This is a genomic window from Microcella frigidaquae (assembly GCF_014200395.1).
In the GTDB taxonomy this organism is placed as follows: Bacteria; Actinomycetota; Actinomycetes; order Actinomycetales; family Microbacteriaceae; genus Microcella; species Microcella frigidaquae.
Genome location: NZ_JACHBS010000001.1, coordinates 1,422,396 through 1,439,838 on the forward strand (window position 1 = coordinate 1,422,396; position 17,443 = coordinate 1,439,838).

At 73.0% G+C, this 17,443-nt stretch carries 16 protein-coding genes; 5 read left to right on the forward strand and 11 right to left on the reverse strand.

What is annotated here, in order from left to right:
• Positions 1 to 20: 20 nt before the first annotated feature.
• Both BJ959_RS07040 and BJ959_RS07045 read right to left on the reverse strand, forming a co-directional pair.
• Positions 21 to 1,058 carry a 1-phosphofructokinase family hexose kinase gene (locus BJ959_RS07040; protein ID WP_153981389.1) on the reverse strand — a complete coding sequence of 346 codons (1,038 nt, stop codon included), beginning with the start codon at positions 1,056 to 1,058 and terminating at the stop codon, positions 21 to 23.
• A gap of 9 nt (positions 1,059 to 1,067) precedes the next feature.
• Positions 1,068 to 1,910 (reverse strand): aldo/keto reductase, encoded by an 843-nt coding sequence (locus tag BJ959_RS07045; RefSeq protein WP_165878990.1) that lies wholly within the window; start codon positions 1,908 to 1,910, stop codon positions 1,068 to 1,070.
• Between the two features lie 147 nt (positions 1,911 to 2,057).
• Here BJ959_RS07045 and BJ959_RS07050 point away from each other — a divergent pair, with 147 nt between their 5' ends.
• A complete protein-coding gene (locus tag BJ959_RS07050; protein WP_341799897.1) occupies positions 2,058 to 3,404 on the forward strand; it encodes an MFS transporter in 1,347 nt (448 codons plus the stop codon).
• Between the two features lie 24 nt (positions 3,405 to 3,428).
• Here BJ959_RS07050 and BJ959_RS07055 read toward each other — a convergent pair whose 3' ends face one another.
• The gene (locus tag BJ959_RS07055; protein ID WP_153981387.1) at positions 3,429 to 4,316 is read right to left on the reverse strand and encodes a fumarylacetoacetate hydrolase family protein; all 888 of its coding nucleotides are present in this window, start codon (positions 4,314 to 4,316) and stop codon (positions 3,429 to 3,431) included.
• Positions 4,317 to 4,360: 44 nt separating this feature from the next.
• Positions 4,361 to 5,062, reverse strand: a complete 702-nt coding sequence (locus BJ959_RS07060) for an SDR family NAD(P)-dependent oxidoreductase (RefSeq protein WP_153981386.1) — start codon at positions 5,060 to 5,062, stop codon at positions 4,361 to 4,363.
• Between the two features lie 58 nt (positions 5,063 to 5,120).
• Between BJ959_RS07060 and BJ959_RS07065 the strand changes: the two genes are divergently transcribed.
• Genes BJ959_RS07065 through BJ959_RS07075 form a run of 3 tightly spaced genes read left to right on the forward strand, consistent with a single transcriptional unit; the run spans position 5,121 to position 7,748 of the window.
• Complete coding sequence (locus BJ959_RS07065; RefSeq protein ID WP_153981385.1) at positions 5,121 to 6,041, forward strand: LLM class F420-dependent oxidoreductase; 921 nt, start codon at positions 5,121 to 5,123, stop codon at positions 6,039 to 6,041.
• 10 nt (positions 6,042 to 6,051) lie between these two features.
• Positions 6,052 to 7,068 (forward strand): serine hydrolase domain-containing protein, encoded by a 1,017-nt coding sequence (locus BJ959_RS07070; RefSeq protein WP_153981384.1) that lies wholly within the window; start codon positions 6,052 to 6,054, stop codon positions 7,066 to 7,068.
• 11 nt (positions 7,069 to 7,079) lie between these two features.
• A complete protein-coding gene (locus BJ959_RS07075) occupies positions 7,080 to 7,748 on the forward strand; it encodes an alpha/beta hydrolase (protein WP_153981383.1) in 669 nt (222 codons plus the stop codon).
• On the opposite strand, the gene BJ959_RS07080 is transcribed toward BJ959_RS07075, so the two are convergent.
• The 6 genes from BJ959_RS07080 to BJ959_RS07105 all read right to left on the reverse strand — a co-directional run bounded on the left by BJ959_RS07080 (position 7,745) and on the right by BJ959_RS07105 (position 15,146).
• A complete protein-coding gene (locus BJ959_RS07080) occupies positions 7,745 to 8,587 on the reverse strand; it encodes an alpha/beta fold hydrolase (RefSeq protein WP_153981382.1) in 843 nt (280 codons plus the stop codon). The two genes, BJ959_RS07075 and BJ959_RS07080, sit on opposite strands and share 4 nt — an antisense overlap.
• Before the next feature lie 26 nt (positions 8,588 to 8,613).
• Entirely contained in the window at positions 8,614 to 9,855 is a 1,242-nt protein-coding gene (locus BJ959_RS07085) for an acyl-CoA dehydrogenase family protein (protein WP_153981381.1), read from the reverse strand.
• A 112-nt stretch (positions 9,856 to 9,967) separates the two neighbouring features.
• Positions 9,968 to 11,218 (reverse strand): kynureninase, encoded by a 1,251-nt coding sequence (locus BJ959_RS07090; protein ID WP_153981380.1) that lies wholly within the window; start codon positions 11,216 to 11,218, stop codon positions 9,968 to 9,970.
• 149 nt (positions 11,219 to 11,367) lie between these two features.
• The gene (locus tag BJ959_RS07095; RefSeq protein ID WP_165878989.1) at positions 11,368 to 12,441 is read right to left on the reverse strand and encodes an ATP-binding cassette domain-containing protein; all 1,074 of its coding nucleotides are present in this window, start codon (positions 12,439 to 12,441) and stop codon (positions 11,368 to 11,370) included.
• Positions 12,438 to 14,039 (reverse strand): ABC transporter permease, encoded by a 1,602-nt coding sequence (locus BJ959_RS07100; protein ID WP_153981378.1) that lies wholly within the window; start codon positions 14,037 to 14,039, stop codon positions 12,438 to 12,440. The genes BJ959_RS07095 and BJ959_RS07100 overlap by 4 nt, the downstream gene beginning before the upstream one ends.
• A gap of 63 nt (positions 14,040 to 14,102) precedes the next feature.
• On the reverse strand, positions 14,103 to 15,146 hold the full coding sequence (locus BJ959_RS07105) for an extracellular solute-binding protein (RefSeq protein ID WP_153981377.1): 1,044 nt from the start codon (positions 15,144 to 15,146) through the stop codon (positions 14,103 to 14,105).
• Between the two features lie 73 nt (positions 15,147 to 15,219).
• On the opposite strand from BJ959_RS07105, the gene BJ959_RS07110 reads away from it, so the two are divergent.
• On the forward strand, positions 15,220 to 15,657 hold the full coding sequence (locus tag BJ959_RS07110) for an AsnC family transcriptional regulator (protein WP_153981376.1): 438 nt from the start codon (positions 15,220 to 15,222) through the stop codon (positions 15,655 to 15,657).
• A 27-nt stretch (positions 15,658 to 15,684) separates the two neighbouring features.
• Here BJ959_RS07110 and aceB read toward each other — a convergent pair whose 3' ends face one another.
• Complete coding sequence (aceB, locus tag BJ959_RS07115; protein WP_183321920.1) at positions 15,685 to 17,355, reverse strand: malate synthase A; 1,671 nt, start codon at positions 17,353 to 17,355, stop codon at positions 15,685 to 15,687.
• Positions 17,356 to 17,443 lie beyond the last annotated feature (88 nt).

Consider the following 17,443-nt stretch of genomic DNA (forward strand, 5'->3'; position numbering starts at 1 on the left):
GGCGATGTTTCCGCGGATGCTCACCCCGGGCCGCCCGCCAGCTGCGCCTCGAGCCGCTCGACGTCGGCGCGCTCCCCCAGCTGGGTGCCCGGCATGGCCGCGGTCGCGGCACCCGCCGCCACCCCCGCCCGGGCGGCGGCGGCGAGGTCGTGACCCTGCGCGAGGCGCAGCACCATCGCCCCGAGGAAGGAGTCGCCCGCGCCGACGGTCGACCGCACCGACACGTCGGGGGCTGCCAGGCGCAGCACTCCCTCGGCGGTGACGACGGCAGCGCCCTGCGCGCCGAGGGTGAGTGCCACGACCTCGACGCCCCGGCTCACGATGAGCTGCCGCGCGATGGCGACGAGCTGGTCGACCTCGACCTGCTCGGTCGCGATGCCGCGCGGGGCGAGCCCGAGGGCCGCGGCGAGTTCGCGCAGCTCGCGCCCGGAGGGCTTGATGACGTGGGGCGCCGCCTCGACGGCGGCGGCGAGCGCCGCACCCGATGCGTCGACGACGACGCGGGTGCCGTGCTCGCGGACGCGCCGCACCGCACGGGCGTAGAAGTCGTCGGGGGCGCCGGGCGGCAGGGAGCCGCTGAGCACGGCGTAGTCGGTGCCGGGGTGCAGGGCGCCCCCGAGGGTGTCGAGGCAGAGCATCCCTTCGTCGATGCTCAGGGTGGGGCCCTGCAGCACGAACCGGAACTGCGAGCCGGTGGCGGTCTCGTCGATGGTGATGTTCTGCCGGGTGGCGCCGGCGATGGGGATGAGCTCGGTGGCGAGAGCGCCGTCACCGGGCAGAGCGGCGAGCGCGGCGGACTCTGCGGCGAGCAGGTCGCGGTACGCGCCGCCCGTCGCACCGCCGACGGTGACGAGCGCGGTCGAGATTCCGCCGAGGCGGGCGATGACGCGGCTGACGTTGACCCCGCCGCCGCCGGCCTCCACGACGCTGGGGCCGCAGCGCAGCTTGTGCTCCGGCTCGAGGCGCTCGGTCGAGGTGCTGAGGTCGAGCGCCGGGTTGACCGTGAGGGTGAGGATCGGGGCGGGTGTGGATGCGGGAGTGCCGGGGGTCGCGTCCATCGCCCCAGGCTAGACCGGCACCCCGCGCGAGGCGAGGTCGCCGAGCAGCGCCTCGCGGAGCTCGTCATCGACCGCCTCGGTCATCGCACCGATCGCGTCGCGCGCGGACTCGGCCCGGGTCGAGCCGATCACCGGCCAGTAGCCGGGCAGCACCGCGAGCACCGCGGCAAGGGTCAGACGGTGCACCGAGGTTCCGCGCTCCGTGGCGAGGGCGGCAACGTGCGGCACGCGCGTCGCCAGCGGAGCGGCCCGGGGACCGCCGAAGGGTGCGTAGCCGAAGAAGTCGAGCCCCGCCTCGCGGCAGCGGTGGTACTCGGCGAAGCTGTCGACCCCGAGCCCGAGGCGGTTCTGCACCGCGTCGATCGGGGCGACCGCGAGAGCGCGGTCGATGAGGTCGGCGGAGGCGTTCGAGAGCCCGACCGCGCGGGCGAGACCCTCCTCGCGGAGGGCGGCGAGCGCCGCCACCGACTCCTCGAGGTCGTCGACGCGGTCGGCGCGGTGCAGCAGCAGGAGGTCGAGAGGGCGGCCGAGCAGCTCGACGCTGCGTGCGGCATCGGCCCTCAGGCGCTCGGCGCTCCCGTCGGAGTTCCAGGCGTTGGCCGCGGCTCGGTAGTGGCCCGCCTTGGTGATGATCGGCAGGCCCGGGCGGAGCGCGCGACCCTCGGCGGCGAGACGCTCGCCGACGCCGTCGTCATCGAGCCGCGCGTACGCCCGTGCGGTGTCGAGGGCGAGCACGCCAGCGTCGACGGCCGCGGCGATGACCTCACGGGCGTTGTCGTCAGTCGCGCCCTCGTTGAGGACGAGGGCGGCGATGCCGAGCACCACGCCGGAGCGGTCGAGCACGCGGGTCACATATCGAGCGTAGGGGTTGCAGCGCACCCGTGGCAGACCCCGCGAGCGGGTTCGCCGGCGCGCTCTCGGGCGGGCGTAGGCTGGAGACCGGCCGAGCCCCGGCCCCGCATCCGTCGCCCCGTCTGGCGACCCCGCACCGAAAGCACCGTGCCCGACCCTCTCGCTCCCGCCTTCCCGCCCACCGAGCCGATTCCGGTGCACCGCGGCAGCACGAGCCTGCGCGACTCGTTCGCCTCGCTGCAGATCCGCAACTACCGGCGCTTCCAGGGCTCGCAGCTGCTCGCCCACACCGCCGGGTGGATGCAGCGCATCGCCACCGACTGGCTCGTGCTCGAGCTGACCGGCAACATCGCCGCGGTCGGGGTGACGATCTTCCTGCAATGGGGCCCGATGCTGCTGCTGGGCCCGTACGGCGGCGTGATCGCCGACCGCTTCTCGAAACGCCGGCTGCTCATCGGCGTCTACACCGCGTTCGGACTGCTGAGCGCTCTGCTCGCGACGCTCGCCCTCACCGGCGTGGTCGAACTGTGGCACGTGTACGCGATCTCGGTCGTCATCGGCTGCGTGTTCGTGGTCGAGAGCCCGGCGCGCGTCGTGCTCGTGACCGAGATGGTCGAGCCGCGCCTGCTGCAGAACGCCATCAGCCTCAACGCCTCGGTCTTCCACTTCGGCGGATTCATCGGCCCCGCGGTCGCCGGCCTCATCATCGCGGCCGCCGGCTCGGGCTGGGCCATCGCCGTCAACGCCGTCGCGGCGCTCGTCGTCGTCATCACACTCGCCACCCTGCGCAGCGATGAGCTGCGCATCATCCCCGTGCAGCCGCGGCAGAGCGGGCAGATCCGGCAGGCACTGCAGTACGTGCGGTCGAAGCCGACCATCTTCTGGCCGATGATCCTGCTGATGTTCGTCGCCGTCTTCGGCATGTCGTTGCCGGTGATCCTCACCGGTGTCGCCGACGAGGTCTACGACTCCGGGTCGACCGGCTACGGGCTCTACACCTCGCTCGTCGCGATCGGCGCCCTCACCGGCGCGCTGCTCTCGACCCGGATGCGCACCCTCCGCCTGCGCACCATCATCATCGCCGCGCTCGTGTACGGAACCCTGCAGGCCCTCGCCGGTCTCGCTCCCGTGTACGGCCTGTTCTTGCCGCTGCTGATCGGCATCGGCATCGCGCGGCTCATCTACGCGATCATGGCCGACTCGCTCGTGCAGCTCAGCTGCAACCCGGGCATCCGGGGCCGCGTCATGTCGTTCTACGTGATCATCATGGTCGGCGGGCAGGCGATCGGCGGGCCGCTCATGGGCGGGCTCGCCGAGTGGCTCGGGCCGCAGACGGCGCTCATCATCTCGGGCGCCGTGCCCGCCGCGGCCGCGATCGTCATCGGAGTGCTCATCGCGCGCTCGGGCGCTCTGCGGCTGCAGGTGCGCCTGAAGCGGGGCGAGTCGATCGTCGCGATCGTCGGCCGCTCGCAGATCACGCCGCCGGAGCGGTAGCGGGCATCGGCGGCGCGGTTCGGATCAGCGCGGGGCGATGACCGTCTGCCGCTGCGCGCCGAGACCCTCGATGCCGAGCTCCATCACGTCGCCCACCTGCAGATAGGTCGGCGGCGTCATGCCCAGGCCCACGCCGGGCGGGGTGCCGGTGTTGATGAGGTCACCCGGTTCGAGCACGAGGAACTGGCTCAGGTAGTGCACGATCACGAACGGGTCGAAGATCATCGTCGCGGTCGAGCCGGTCTGACGGCGCTGCCCGTTGACGTCGAGCCACATGCCGAGGTCCATCACGTCGTCGAGCTCGTCGGGAGTCGCGAGCCACGGCCCGGCCGGGTTGAACGTCTCGGCCGACTTGCCCTTCGCCCACTGTCCTCCACGCTCGATCTGGAAGGCCCGCTCGCTCACGTCGTTGACGACGAGATAGCCAGCGATGTGGTCCTTCGCCTGCTCGGGGCTGTCGAGGTAGCTCGTGCGCGCCCCGATGACGATGCCGAGCTCGACCTCCCAGTCGAGCTTGGTCGCCCCACGCGGCATACGGACGTCGTCGTCCGGCCCCACGAGGGTGTTCGGGCTCTTGGTGAAGAGAATCGGCTCCTCGGGCACCGGCATGCCCGACTCCGCCGCGTGGTCCGAGTAGTTCAGCCCGATGCAGAGGATCTGATGCGGGCGCGCGATCGGGGCGCCGATGCGCTCGCGCGTTCCGTCCGGCGCGACGAACGGATGGACGGCGCCGGCCGCGACGCGCTCCGCCACGACCTGCTCGAGACCGAGCATCCCGCCCCCGGTGCTCGCGGCGCCGAAGAAGCGCTCGTCGAAGTCGGGCGTGACATCGGAGACGTCGACGTAGTGGGTCTCGTCGACGCGCACGACAGGCTTCTCGTGGCCCGCCGGGCCGAGGCGCATGAGCTTCATCGCAGTTCCTTGGATTCGGGAGTCTCCCGGTGGAGACCCGTCGACTAGTAGGTGGCGCGGCCGCCGCTGAGGTCGTAGACAGCGCCGGTCGAGAAGCTGACGCGGTCGGAGGTGAGGAAGGCGACGAGCTCGGCGAACTCCTCGGGCCGGCCGACGCGCTTCATGGGGATCAGGTCGGTGATGTACTGCAGCACGGCCGGATCGGTCTTGGCGTTGAGAGGAGTCGCCAGCACGGCCGGCGCGATGACGTTGACGAGCACACCGGTCTGAGCGAGCTCTTTGCCGATCGACTTGGTGAGTGCGATGACCGCGCCCTTGGTGGCCGAGTAGGCGGCGAGGTTCGGGTTGCCGTCCTTGCCCGCCATCGACGCGACGGTGACGATCCGGCCCCAGCCCTTCGCGACCATGCCCGGGGCGAAGGCGCGGATGCTCGCCACCGTTCCCATGACGTTCACGTCGATCGTGCGGCGCCACTCGTCGGCCGTGGTCTCGAGCAGCGGCCTGTTGGGCCCCACGATGCCGGCGCAGGTGACGAGGATGTCGACGGGCCCGACCCGCTCGGCAACGGCAGCGACCGCCGCGTCGTCGCTGATGTCGAGCTGATGGTGGTCGGCGGCGTGCGGATCGCCCTCGCTCGCGGCGGCGAGGTCGAGCGTGTGGACGCGGATGCCGTCGGCGCGCAGCCGCTCGGCCGTCGCGGCACCGAGGCCGCTCAGTCCTCCGGTGACGATCGCGGTGCGGGTCATGCGTTAGATCATACCTATTGCGGGCATCCGGGGCGGGTGCGGGTCGTAGTCTCATCCCATGGAGTACTGCGTCTTCACCGAGCCCCAGCAGGGCGCCAGCTACGACACGATCGTCGCGCACGCGCAGCGGGCTGAAGCGCTCGGCTTCCACGGCTGGTTTCGCAGCGACCACTACCTCGTGATGGGTGACGACGACGGCCTGCCCGGACCGACCGACGCCTGGACCACTCTGGCCGGGCTCGCTCGCGAGACGTCGACGATCCGCCTCGGCACGCTCGTCAGCTCGGCGACGCACCGGCACCCCGGCATCCTCGCCGTGCAGGTCGCGCAGGTCGACCAGATGTCGCACGGGCGCATCGAGTTCGGCCTCGGAACCGGCTGGTACGAGCGCGAGCACGAGGCCTTCGGTATCCCCTTCCCCGACAAGAGGTTCGGGATGCTCGAGGAGCAGCTCGCCATCGTGACCGGCTACTGGGCCACCCCCGACGGCGCCACCTTCTCGTTCGAGGGCGACCACTACACGCTCGTCGATGTGCCCGCCCTGCCGAAGATCGTGCAGGAGCGCATGCCCGTCATCGTCGGCGGCGGCGGGCCGCGCAAGACCCCGCGCCTCGCCGCGCTCTACGCCACCGAGTTCAACATCGGCTTCCGCACCCTTGAGGGCTTCGCCGAGGTCTACGACAACGTGCGCGCCGTGTGCGCGGAGGAGGGTCGCGACCCGGCCACGCTGAAACTCTCCGCCGCCTGGCGCACCGTCGTCGCCACTGACCAGGCGGAACTCGACCGCCGGCTGAACGCGAACGGCGCAAGCGACAACGACAACGAGCGACGCCTCGTCGGAACGCCCGAGGTCGTGGCGGAGAAGCTGCGGGCGCTGCGCGACCTCGGAGTCGACCGCGTGTATCTGCAGGTGACCGACCTCTCCGATCTCGACCATCTCGACCTCATCGCCGCTGAAGTCCTGCCGCGCCTGGCCTGAGGGAGCATCCATGACCGCCACCACCGCCTTCGGCACCGCCGCCGACTGGACCCGCCGCCACGTCGACGCCGGCCGCCTGCCCGTCGCCGTGCTCGCCATCGCCGACGTGAACGGCGTCGTCGACATGGCCGCGTTCGGCACCGACCCGGTCAGCGGCCGCACCGCGCACGTCGACGACCGCTTCGCCCTGTACTCGGTGACGAAGCCGCTCGTCGCCCTCACCGCGATGCGGGCCGTCGAGCGCGGACTGCTCACCACCGAGACCCCGCTGCGGGATGCCCTGCCCGGGTTCGGCAGCGCCGAGGTCACCCTGGCGCACCTCACGAGCCACACTTCGGGGGTCGCCGACGTCGTACTCGAGGGCGGTCCGACTCCGTTCTCGCACGGACGGGCAACGACGGTGCGCGAGGCGCTCGAGCGGGCGCCGCTCGACTTCGCGCCCGGCACCGCGCGCCGCTACACGAACCTCACCTGGGAGGGCGTCGCGGCGCTCATCGAGCACGCCACCGGCCGCGCCTTCGAGCAGGAGTTCGCCGACATGGCCGCGAGCGTCGGGGCCGAGGGGCTCTCGTTCGACACCGACGACGTCCACCACATCCACGCCGCCGAGCGCTACGGGCACGACCCGGCCGGGCTGTTCGCCCTGCGGCACCCGGCGGCCGGTGCGGCCGCCCGCGCCGCCGACCTGCTCGCCATCGGGCAGTCGCTGCTCGTGGGCGACGACCGCGTCGTGCACCGCATCACCCTCGAGGCGATGCTGCGCCCGCGCACGAGCGGGCTGACGGTGCTCGACGCCGACCTCACCCGCCACCCGGAGGACTTCGGCATCGGCTTCAACCTGCCGCGCCGGCTCAGCCTGCTCGACCACAGCACGTTCGGCCACGAGGGCTGGTGCCGCTCGCAGCTGTGGGTCTCGCGCACTGCCGGCCGCTGCGTCGTGCTGCTGACCAACCGCCTCGACACCGGTGAGCCCGATGTCGGGGTGCGGATCGACGAGCTGCTGAACGCGGCCTTCACCGGGCGGTGAGCGCGACGGCGATGCCCGGCGAGCGCCCGCACGTGATCGTGCTGCCCGGCGGCGGGTACAGCTACCGCGCGGCGCACGAGGGCGAGCCGGTCGCCGAGTGGCTGCGCGGGCTGGGCCTCGACGCGAGCGTGCTCGCCTACCCCGTGCGCACCCGGCATCCCGGCCCGATCACGGCGTTCCGGATGCGGGCAGCCGAGCTGCGCGCCCAGGGCGTCACCCGGCTCGGCGTGCTGGGTTTCTCCGCCGGCGGGCACCTGGCCGGCCACGCCGCGGCGCTCGGCCTGGTCGACGCCGCCGTGCTCTGCTACCCGGTGGTGTCGATGATGACGCCGACGCACGGCGGCTCGCGCCGCCAGCTTCTCGGCCCCTGGGCACCGCCGTGGGCGCGAGCCGCGACCTCCGTCGAGCGGCTCGTCACGCCCGCGATGCCGCCGACCTTCGTGTGGCACACCGCGGAGGACGCCTCGGTGCCGCTCGAGCATCCGTACCGCCTCGCTCGGGAGCTCGCCCGCTATGGGATTCCGCACGCGCTGCACGTGTACCCGAACGGGCGGCACGGGCTCGGGCTCGTGCGGGAGTGCGAGCAGGTCAGCGCCGAGGACGTCGCCGAGGCGGGGGCCGCCGTCGAGTGGACGCGGAGCTGCGAAGCCTGGCTGCGCGAGCTTGGCTGGATCGCCTAGGGCAGCCGCTGCGCGAGCCAGCGCAGAGCGTCCAGCGCCCCCCGCTGCTCATCCGCGATCGCCGCGATGTGCCCGGCACCCGGCAGCGCCCGCAGCTCGGCCGTCGGCAGACGCTGGGCGAGCCAGCGCGCGTGCGCGACCGGCACGACCCGGTCGTCCTCCCCGTGCACGATCCGCACCGGCGCGGAGATGGCCGAGAGGTCGACCTGCCACGGGGTGACGTAGGCGCGGTCGTCGTCGATGAGTCCGTCCAGGCCGGCGGCGAGCCCCTCCGCGGCCACCGTTCCGAGCCACCCCCAGGGCCCAGCGAGCGCCGACCAGTCGGCGGCGGTGAAGTCGAGCGGCGCATCCGCGTTCTCGAACTCGAACCGGCGGCGGTCGTCGACCCCGGCGAGCGCCGCGCGCAGGGCCCCCTCCGAGGTCGGGCCCATCCCGGCGAACCAGTCGAGGTTGTCGGCGTCGATCGGGGCGAGCGGGCTGATCGCCGCGACCGCGGCGACGCGACCGGGCGCGAGGGCCGCGCAGGCGAGCGCGTGCGGCCCACCGCCCGAGTAGCCCATGACGGCGAACCGGTCCATCCCCAGCGCGTCCAGCACGGCGAGGGCGTCGGCCGCCGCGTCGGCGATCGACCGGCCGGGATGCGGGCTCGAGCCCCCGTACCCGCCGCGGTCGAGCGACACCCAGCGCAGCCCGAGCTCGGCGGCCGGAGCGAGCAGAGGCTGCGGCGGGGCCCCGACGTTGGGTGTTCCGTGTTGCCAGAGCACGACGGCACCCTCGCCGCCCGTGTCATAGGCGTGCACGGTGCGGCCGTCGGGTCGCGTCAGGTCAAGCTCGTGCACGGTCGCCTAAGCGCCGGCAGGGCCGCTCACGGCAGCGGGCCGAGCAGGTCGGCCGCGACGGTCGCGTGCACGGCCTCCGGGTCGCTCGGGTGATAGATGCCCGCGAGCACATCGCGCTGCAGACGGCTCAGCTCGGCGGTGGTGCGGTAGGCGCCGCCGCCTGCGATGCGCATCGCCTGGTCGACGACGTGCCGGGCGGTCTCGACGCTGCGGTGCTTGAGCCCCGCCAGGTCGCGGTGCCACCGCGCACCCCGGTCGACGCCGTGGTCGCGGTCGTGCACGACGGCGGCGAGCTGCGGGGTGAGGGCATCGAGCGCGAGCGCCGCATCCGCAATGCGCCAGCGGATGTCGGGGTCGTGCGCCTGCGGGGCTCCGCCGTTCTTGAGGCTCGTGCGGCGGTGCGCGCTCTCGACGGCGAGCTCGAGCGCCCGGTCGGCCAGCCCCGCGTAGACGGCAGCCATGAGGGTCAGGAAGTTGGCCGAGATCGCGAGCAGGAACGGATCGGCCGTCGGCCCGACCGGCAGGATGCGCGACACGTGCTCGTCGGCGATGAACGCCGCCTCGAGGCGAGTGGTGTGGCTCTGCGTGGCGCGCATGCCGAGGGTGTTCCAGTCGGGGGTGACCGTGACGCCGGGCGCGGGGTGAGGCTCGAAGCGCTCAGGGGTCGACGGCGGGGCGTCGCGCAGGAGGAAGCCGTGGATGATGCGCGGGTCGGTGCCGGCGGGGCCGGTCTCGGCCGGGTGGGCGCCGTCGGCCGGGCCGCCCGCCGGCTCGTGCCGGGCGAGCACCCCGAGCCGCGTCCACGCCGGGCTGAGACTTGTGAAGATCTTCGTGCCGGTGACCGCCCAGCCGCCCCGCCCGTCGGAACGCTCTCCCGGCTCGACCCGCTCGGCCCGCGTCACCGAATCGGTCATGACGCGGTCGTTGCCCGCCTCGCTGATCGCGAAGGCGAAGAGCTCGCCGGCCGCGCAGTCGTCGAGCACCCACTGCACGCTGTCGTCGCCTGCGGCGACGAGATCGCGCGCGACGCCCATCCAGACCAGGTGCATGGTGAGCCCCAGCGCCGTCGCGGGCGCGTGGGCGGCGAGCAGCCGCTGGTCGGCGGATGCCGCGCTCAGGCTGCGCGGACGCAGATAGCCCGCCTCCCGCAGCTCGGCGAGATCCTCGAAGAAGAAGCCGTTCGCCGCGTCGTAGCCGGGCGCGCGCTCGCGCACCCGGGCGAGCAGGTCGGGGGTCAGCACGCTCGCCGCACGGTCGCCGCTCGTCATGCCCTCACGCTACTCGCGCTGGCGTGCGAGCCTCCTGCCAGATCTGGCACCTGTGGGCGCATCATCCCAAGCGCATGCGCCCATACACGCCAGATCTGGCACGAGAAGAAGATCACGACAGCGCGTCGGCGAGCGCGCGGATGCCCCGCTCGACCTCGGCGAAGCTCGTGCTGAGCGGCGAGAGGCCGATGCGCACGCCGCTCGGGTGCCGGAAGTCGGGGATGACCCCGCCCGCCCAGAGCCGCTGCACAGCGACGGCCGAGTTGGGGTGGTCGATCGTCAGGTGGCTGCCGCGGCGCGCGGGGTCGCGCGGCGTCGACACCGTCGCGCTCGGGATGAGCGCGTCGACGAGCTCGATCGCGTAGCTCGTCAACGCGATCGACTTCTCGCGGATCGCCGGCATGCCCGCCGCCTCGATCAGCGTCACCATCTCGGCGAGGGCGACCATGTTGAGAATGGGCGGCGTTCCGCTGACGAGCGACCCGACGCCGGGCGCCGGGCTGTAGCCCTCGGTCATCGAGAACGGCGCGGCCGCCCCGAGCCAGCCGGGGATCGGGTTGCGCAGCGACGCGTGGTGCCGCTCGGCGACGTAGACCCACGCCGGGGCACCCGGGCCGCCGTTCAGGTACTTGTACGAGCAGCCGACGGCGTAGTCGACGCCCCAGGCGTCGAACTCGAGGGGGACGGACCCGACGGCGTGCGAGCAGTCCCACACGACCCGCGCGCCCGCGGCCTGCACCACGCGCGTCACCTCGGCCATGTCGGCCCACCAGGCGCTGCGGTAGGCGACCCCGCTGAAGAGGGCGACGATGGTGCGCGGGCCCGCCACCTCGGCGGCGAGTTCGGGGGTGATGCCAGCGTCGAGCGGAGCATCCACCCACCGCACCGTGAGGTCGTGGTCGGCGGCCAGGCGCTCGACGATGTACCGATCGGTGGGGAACTCATCGGCGAGCACGACGAGCTCGTCGCGCGCGGGGTCGGCGGCGCGCACGTCGGCGATCGCGGCCCGCAGCAGCTTGAAGATGAGCACGGTGGTCGAGTCGGCGACGACCGTCTGACCGGATGCGGCACCGAGGCACGCCGCCCCGATGCGGTCGCCCAGCGCACGCGGGCGGGTGAGCCACAGCTCGTCCCAGCCGCGGATGAGCCGCCCGGCCCACTCCGCGCGCACGAAGGCGTCGAGGGCGGCGGGCACGCTCGCCACCGGACGCCCGAGCGAGTTGCCGTCGAGGTAGGCGACCAGATCGTCGCCCGGCACGAAGTGCGCGGTGTAGGCGTCCAGCGGGTCGGCGGCGTCGAGAACGGCGGCGCGGGCGCGCAGCTCGGCGGGGTTCGCTGTTCGCGGGGCGTCGGCGTCACTCATGCCGCGAGCCTACTCGCGGCCAAACGGCGTCGATCGGTCACTCGTTGCTGACGTGTGGCGGTCGGGCCGCAACAAGTGACCGATCGGCGCCCTCGTCCGCACCGCGCAACCGTCGCACCCCTGGGATGCTCGACCGATGGGCGCGCGCGTCAGGCGGCAGCGAACGCGAGGCCGGGGCGCTGCACGGCGAGGCGCAGGTCGTCGCCGACGCTCGGCAGCTCGACGGCGGCCATGCGCATGAGCACCGAGGGCCCGTCGACGAGGTCGGCGGTGATCATCGCGTCGTGGCCGGCATACGAGATGGCCGCGACACGCGCGTCGGCCCCGGCTGCGGCCTGCGCGAGCAGGTCGGGGCGCGGCACGATCCACTCGGGGCGCAGCATGAGCCGCACGGTCGCGCCGTCGGCAGGCGCGAACCCGACCGCGGTGGCCTCGACCGATCCGAGCGCGCACAGCACGCGGCCCGCCCGCCAGGTGCCGGTGAGCTCGACGACGTCGCCGACGAACGAGGCGACCCAGTCCGACGCGGGCTGCTGGTACACCTCTTCGGGCGTGCCGAACTGGGCGAGTCTGCCGTCGTGCATCACGGCCACGCGATCGGCGAGGGTCAGGGCCTCCTCCTGATCGTGCGTGACGAGCACCGAAGTGGTGCCCTGGTCGCGCAGCAGCTCGGCGACCTCGCGGCGCAGACCGGTGCGCAGCTGGGTGTCGAGGGCCGCGAAGGGCTCGTCGAGAAGGAGCAGCTCGGGCCGCGGAGCGAGGGCGCGGGCGAGGGCGACGCGCTGGGCCTGTCCGCCCGAGAGCTGGTTGGGGGCGCGATTGGTCAGCTCGCCAAGGCCGACGAGCTGGGCGAGCTCGGCGATGCGCGCTGCGCGGGCGGCACCCCGGCCAGCACCGCCGCGGCCGCCGGGCACCGCGAAGCCGATGTTCTCGCCGACCGACAAGTGCGGAAACAGCGAGGCCTCCTGCGGCACCCAGCCGACGCCGCGCTTCTCGGGAGCGACCGTGCGGCCCGAGCGCGACAGTTCGCGCCCGCCGACCGCGATCGTGCCCTCCTGCACGGGCAGCAGCCCGGCGATCGCGAGCAGTAGCGTGGTCTTCCCGCATCCCGAGGGCCCCAACACGGCGACCAGCTCGCCGCTGCGGATGCTCAGCGAGACGTCGTCGACAGCGAGCGTCGACCCGTGGGTGACGCTGACATGCTCGACGACGAGGTCGCTCACAACTCCTCCTTGGCGGCGCTGCGCACACCCGAGAGCACCATGGCGGGTACGGCGGCGATCAGCACCAGTAGCGCCGCGTAGGGCGCGGCGGCGCCGAACTCGAACACCACCGTGCGATTCCACAGCTCGGTCGCGAGCGTCTGCACCCCGGTTGGGCGCAGCAGCAGCGTCGCCGGCAATTCTTTCATGGTCGCGATGGCGACGAGCAGGGCGCCGACCCCGAGGCTCGGCAGAGCCAGCGGCACCGTCACGCGCCACCACGCCTGCAGCGGCGAGAGGCCGAGCGTGCGCGCGACCGACACCAGCCGCGGCGGCACGTCGCCGAGGCCGGCGCGCACCGTGCCGATCGCCTTCGGCATGAACAGCACCGCGTAGGCGAAGACCAGCACTACCAGGCTCTGGTACAGCGCCGGCACGACGGCGAGCGCGAAGAACACGAGCGAGAGGCCGACGACGATGCCGGGCAGCGCGTGGCCGAGGTATCCGACCGACTCGATCGCGGTGACGAGCCGGCCGCGGTAGCGGGCGGCGAGCGCCGCGATCGGCAGCGCGAGCACGAGCGCCAGCGCGGCCGCCGCCGCCGCAACGCCGACCGTGGCGCCGACGGCCTCGAGCAGCCGCGACACGTCGATCGTCCGCAGGGTGGCCGCGTCGAGCAGGCGCAGCAGCAGCCCAAGCAGAGGAACCCCCACGCCAAGGAGGGGCGCGGCCGCGACGACGGGCAGCAGCGAGACGAGCATCCCGCGGCCGACGGCCCGGGGTGCGACGGCTCGGGCGGCCGCGCGCGGCACCTGCCGCCGAGCCGTGCGCTCGCCCGCGACGACGACGAGCGCGAGCACCACGAGCAGCAGCGCGAGCGTCGCCGCCTGCGCGCGGTCGAAGCTCGCCGAGTAGGCGGCGTTGATGCCCCAGGTGAGGGTCGGGTAGCGCATCATCGCGACGAGCCCGAAGTCGCTCAGCGCGTAGAGCGCGACGAGCAGCGATCCGGCGATCGCGGCGGGCCGCACCGTCGGCCAGGTCGCCACCAGGAATGCACGGAACGGCCCGCGCCCCAGCGTGCGCGCGACGCCCTCCAGGTCGCCGGATGCTCCGCGCAGGGCCGCCGCCACCGGCAGCGTCACGTACGGAACTGTGACGGCCGTGAGCAGCAACCAGCTCGGCACGAACCCGTTGAGGCCCGGAGCGAGCACGAGCCACCCGTAGCCGGCGAGGTACGACGGCACCGCGAGCGGCAGGGCCGAGATCAGCAGCCACGCGCGCGCGAACGGCACCCGCACGCGCGTGAGCACAACGGCCACGGCGGTGCCGAGCACGAGCGCGGTCGCCGTCGTCGCCGCGGCGAGCGCGAGCGAGTTGGCGGCGTACTCGAGCACGCGGCCCCGGCTGAGGGTCGCGATGACCGTCGGCAGCCCCGCCTCGGCGGCGCGCACCACGAGGTACACGAGCGGGATGGCCGCGGCGGCCGCGGCGACGCTCGCGGCGACCAGCAGCGCGAGCGGCGGGCGGCGCCCCGCCGTCGGACGTGCCGGGTGCGCAGGCTCGACGAGGGGGCCCCGGGCATCCGGAACCCCGTCGGCGAGCGGCGGCGCGATCGTCATGGGTCTAGTGCATCACGGCACGGCCGGGAGGCGGCAGGGACGAAGGGCCCGGGTCGGGCCCGGCTAGATGAGCCCGGCGTCGGCGAGCAGCTGCTGCGTCGTCGCGAGGTCGTCGAGATCGCTGAGGTCGAGCTGCGGGTTGAGCAGGCTCTCGAGGCTCGGCAAGCCTTCGGGCGCGGCGATTCCCGGCACGAGGGGGTACTCGAAGGTCTGCTCGACGAAGTAGGTCTGGGCGGCCTCCGACACGAGGTAGCGCACGAACTCGAGGGCGTCGGCATCGCCCTCCGCCCCGGCGAGGATGCCCGCTCCGGTGACGTTCACGATCGAGCCCGCGTCTCCGGCGGTCAGGTACTTCAGCTGCGCCCGCATGTTTTCGACGCCCACCTCGGAGGCCGCGCGGAACCAGTAGTAGTGGTTGATCAGCCCCGCCTCGACGGCGCCGTCGTTGACTGCGGTGAGGATCGGCGTGTTGCCCTCGAAGATCTGCGGGCTGTTGCCGGCGAGCGCCTGGGCCCACGCCGCCGCCTCCTCCTCGCCCTCGAGCACGCGCAGCGCGGTGACGAACGACTGGAAGCTCGCGTTCGTCGGCGCGACCGCGAGGCGGCCGTTCCACTCCTCCGTCACGTAGCCGTCGATCGTGTCGGGCAGCTCGTCGGCGGTGAGCCGCTCGCCGTCGTACACGACGACGCGCGCGCGGCCGGTGACCCCGACCCAGCTGCCGTCGGTCGAGGTGAAGACGGCGGGCACGGCATCGGCGATCTCCGCCGGCAGGGTCGTGAAGAGCCCGGCGCGACTGAGGGCCCCGAGCGCGCCGGCATCCTGCGAGAGGAAGACGTCGGCGGGGCTCGCAGGGCCCTCCTCGAGCAGCAGGGCGCCGAGCTCGGCGGTGTTGCCGTAGCGCACCTCGACCTCGATGCCGGTCTCGGCGGTGAACTGGTCGATGAGCGGCTGCACGAGCTCTTCGTCACGGCCCGAGTAGAGAGTGAAGCTGCCGTCGGCGACGGGCTCGGCCGGCAGGTCGGTCTCGGCGGGAGCGGGCGCGGAGCAGCCAGCGAGCAGCAGACCGACGGTGGCGATGGCTGGGAGCGAAAGCGAAGAAGCGCGCATGGTAGGTAAGGATAGCCTTACCTGACTCACGCCACCAATCCGCCAGAACCTGCCGCCCACTACGCTCACGGGTGTGGACGCGATCGACTACCGCATCATCGACCAGCTGCGGCAGAACGCCCGCGCCGGGTACGGCGACATCGGTGATGTCGTCGGTCTCTCCGCATCCGCCGTCAAGCGGCGCGTCGACCGGCTCGTCGCCGACGGCGTGATCCGCTCGTTCACCGTGCAGGTCGACCCCGCCGTCGACGGCATGGCCGTCGAGGCCTACGTCGAGCTGTTCTGCCGCGGCACCGTCGCGCCCGATGAGCTGCGCCGCATCCTCGCCGCCGTGCCCGAGGTCGTCGACGCCGGCACCGTGACCGGCGATGCCGACGCGATCGTGCACATCCGCTCGCGCGACATCCCCTCGCTCGAGGATGCCCTCGAGCGGGTGCGCGTGGCCCCCAACGTCGACCACACCCGCAGCGCGATCATCCTCACGCGGCTGATCGACCGCCGGAACCAGTAGGGCCCCGGCGGTCGATCAGATCGCTCGTCACGCGGCGCGCTGATCCGTCGCGCTGTCGATCGGCTCCTCGTCGCGCTCGACGAGGAACCGCGCGTAGGCCGGCACCGTGAGGAAGGTCGGGAAGTCCTCCCCCAGCGTCACCTGCCGGAACACCTCCTCCGCCTCGGCCAGCTTGTGGCCGTCAGGGCGCGGCAGCTCCGCGAGAACCTCGGCGAGCATCCCCTCGACCAGGTCGTGGGTGATGAAGGTGCCGTCGGCGCAGCGCAGCTCGTGGTGCATCCACTGCCACAGCTGCGAGCGGCTGATCTCGGCCGTCGCCGCGTCCTCCATCAGGTGGTCGATCGCCGCGGCGCCGATGCCGCGCAGCCACGACTCGAGGTAGCGCACCGTGATCGACACGTTCGCGCGCACCCCCGCGAGGGTGATCTCGCCGCCCGCCGAGCGGATGTCGAGCAGCTCGCTCGCGGTCACCGCGACCTCCTCGCGCAGCACGTCGAGCTGGTTCGGCCGGTCGCCGAGCACCGCGTCGAACTCGGCGCGCGCCACCGGGATCAGATCGGGATGCGCCACCCACGATCCGTCGAAGCCGTCGCGGGCCTCGCGGCGCTTGTCAGCGGCGACCCGCTCGAGCGCGCGCTCGGTCACCTCGGGGCTGCGGCGGTCGGGGATGAACGCGCTCATGCCGCCGATCGCGTGGGCGCCGCGCTTGTGCGCCGTCTGCACGAGCAGCTCGGTGTACGCCCGCATGAACGGCAGCGTCATGAGGATGCGGTCGCGGTCGGGCAGCACGAACCGCAGGCCGCGGTTGCGGTAGTTCTTGATGATCGAGAACACGTAGTCCCACCGCCCGGCGTTGAGCCCGGCGCAGTGGTCGCGCAGCTCGTAGAGGATCTCCTCCATCTCGAACGCCGCCGGGAAGGTCTCGATGAGCACCGTCGCGCGGATCGTGCCGTGCGGCAGGCCGAGCTCGGCCTCGGTGAACGTGAACACCTCGTTCCAGAGCCGCGCCTCGCGGTGGTTCTCGAGCTTCGGCAGATAGAAGTACGGCCCGCGGCCCGCGGCGATGAGCGCGTGCGCGTTGTGGAAGGCGTACAGCCCGACGTCGACGAGGCTCGCGCTGGCGGCGAAGGTGCGGCCGCTGCGGTCGGTGTGCTCGATGTGCTTCTCGACCAGGTGCCAGCCGCGCGGGCGCATCACGATCGTGGGGGTGCGTTCGGCGGTGACCCGGTACTCCTTGCCCGGTGCTCCATCGGCCCCGGGGCTCGTGTACTCGAGCCGCCCGCGGATCGCGTCGAACAGGCTCAGCTGTCCCTCGATGATGTTCGCCCAGGTGGGGCTCGTCGCGTCCTCCAGGTCGGCGAGCCACACGTTGGCGCGGGAGTTGAGGGCGTTGATCGTCATCTTCGGGTCGCACGGGCCGGTGATCTCGACGCGGCGGTCGTGAAGGCCCGGCCCCGCTCCGGCGACGCGCCAGTCGGGGTCGCGGCGGATGCTCTCCGTCTCGGGCAGGAAGCGCAGGTCTCGGCCGTTGCCGAGGTCGTAGCGCAGCTGCATGCGGTCGGCGAGCAGCGCGTGCCGCTGGCCGCCGAAGCGGTGCTGCAGGCGCTCGACGAAGGCGAGGGCATCCGGGGTCAGGATCTCGTCGTACCGCGGCCGCATCGGGCCATTGATGGTGAGGGAGGTCGTGGTCATGGTCATCTCCTGTCTGGTGGGAACGCACAAATGAAGGACGGCGCTACCCCACCCGCGGCGTGTCGAGGTCGACACGCCGCGGACCAGGGTCGTT

Excerpts from the sequence above, each read along its gene's own strand:
- BJ959_RS07040 (WP_153981389.1), bottom strand. The coding sequence starts at position 1,058 with ATGGACGCGACCCCCGGCACTCCCGCATCCACACCCGCCCCGATCCTC.
- aceB (WP_183321920.1), bottom strand. The coding sequence starts at position 17,355 with ATGACCATGACCACGACCTCCCTCACCATCAATGGCCCGATGCGGCCG.
- BJ959_RS07100 (WP_153981378.1), bottom strand. The coding sequence starts at position 14,039 with ATGACGATCGCGCCGCCGCTCGCCGACGGGGTTCCGGATGCCCGGGGC.
- BJ959_RS07070 (WP_153981384.1), top strand. The coding sequence starts at position 6,052 with ATGACCGCCACCACCGCCTTCGGCACCGCCGCCGACTGGACCCGCCGC.
- BJ959_RS07055 (WP_153981387.1), bottom strand. The coding sequence starts at position 4,316 with ATGAAGCTCATGCGCCTCGGCCCGGCGGGCCACGAGAAGCCTGTCGTG.
- BJ959_RS07075 (WP_153981383.1), top strand. The coding sequence starts at position 7,080 with ATGCCCGGCGAGCGCCCGCACGTGATCGTGCTGCCCGGCGGCGGGTAC.
- BJ959_RS07060 (WP_153981386.1), bottom strand. The coding sequence starts at position 5,062 with ATGACCCGCACCGCGATCGTCACCGGAGGACTGAGCGGCCTCGGTGCC.
- BJ959_RS07065 (WP_153981385.1), top strand. The coding sequence starts at position 5,121 with ATGGAGTACTGCGTCTTCACCGAGCCCCAGCAGGGCGCCAGCTACGAC.
- BJ959_RS07090 (WP_153981380.1), bottom strand. The coding sequence starts at position 11,218 with ATGAGTGACGCCGACGCCCCGCGAACAGCGAACCCCGCCGAGCTGCGC.
- BJ959_RS07085 (WP_153981381.1), bottom strand. The coding sequence starts at position 9,855 with ATGACGAGCGGCGACCGTGCGGCGAGCGTGCTGACCCCCGACCTGCTC.
- BJ959_RS07105 (WP_153981377.1), bottom strand. The coding sequence starts at position 15,146 with ATGCGCGCTTCTTCGCTTTCGCTCCCAGCCATCGCCACCGTCGGTCTG.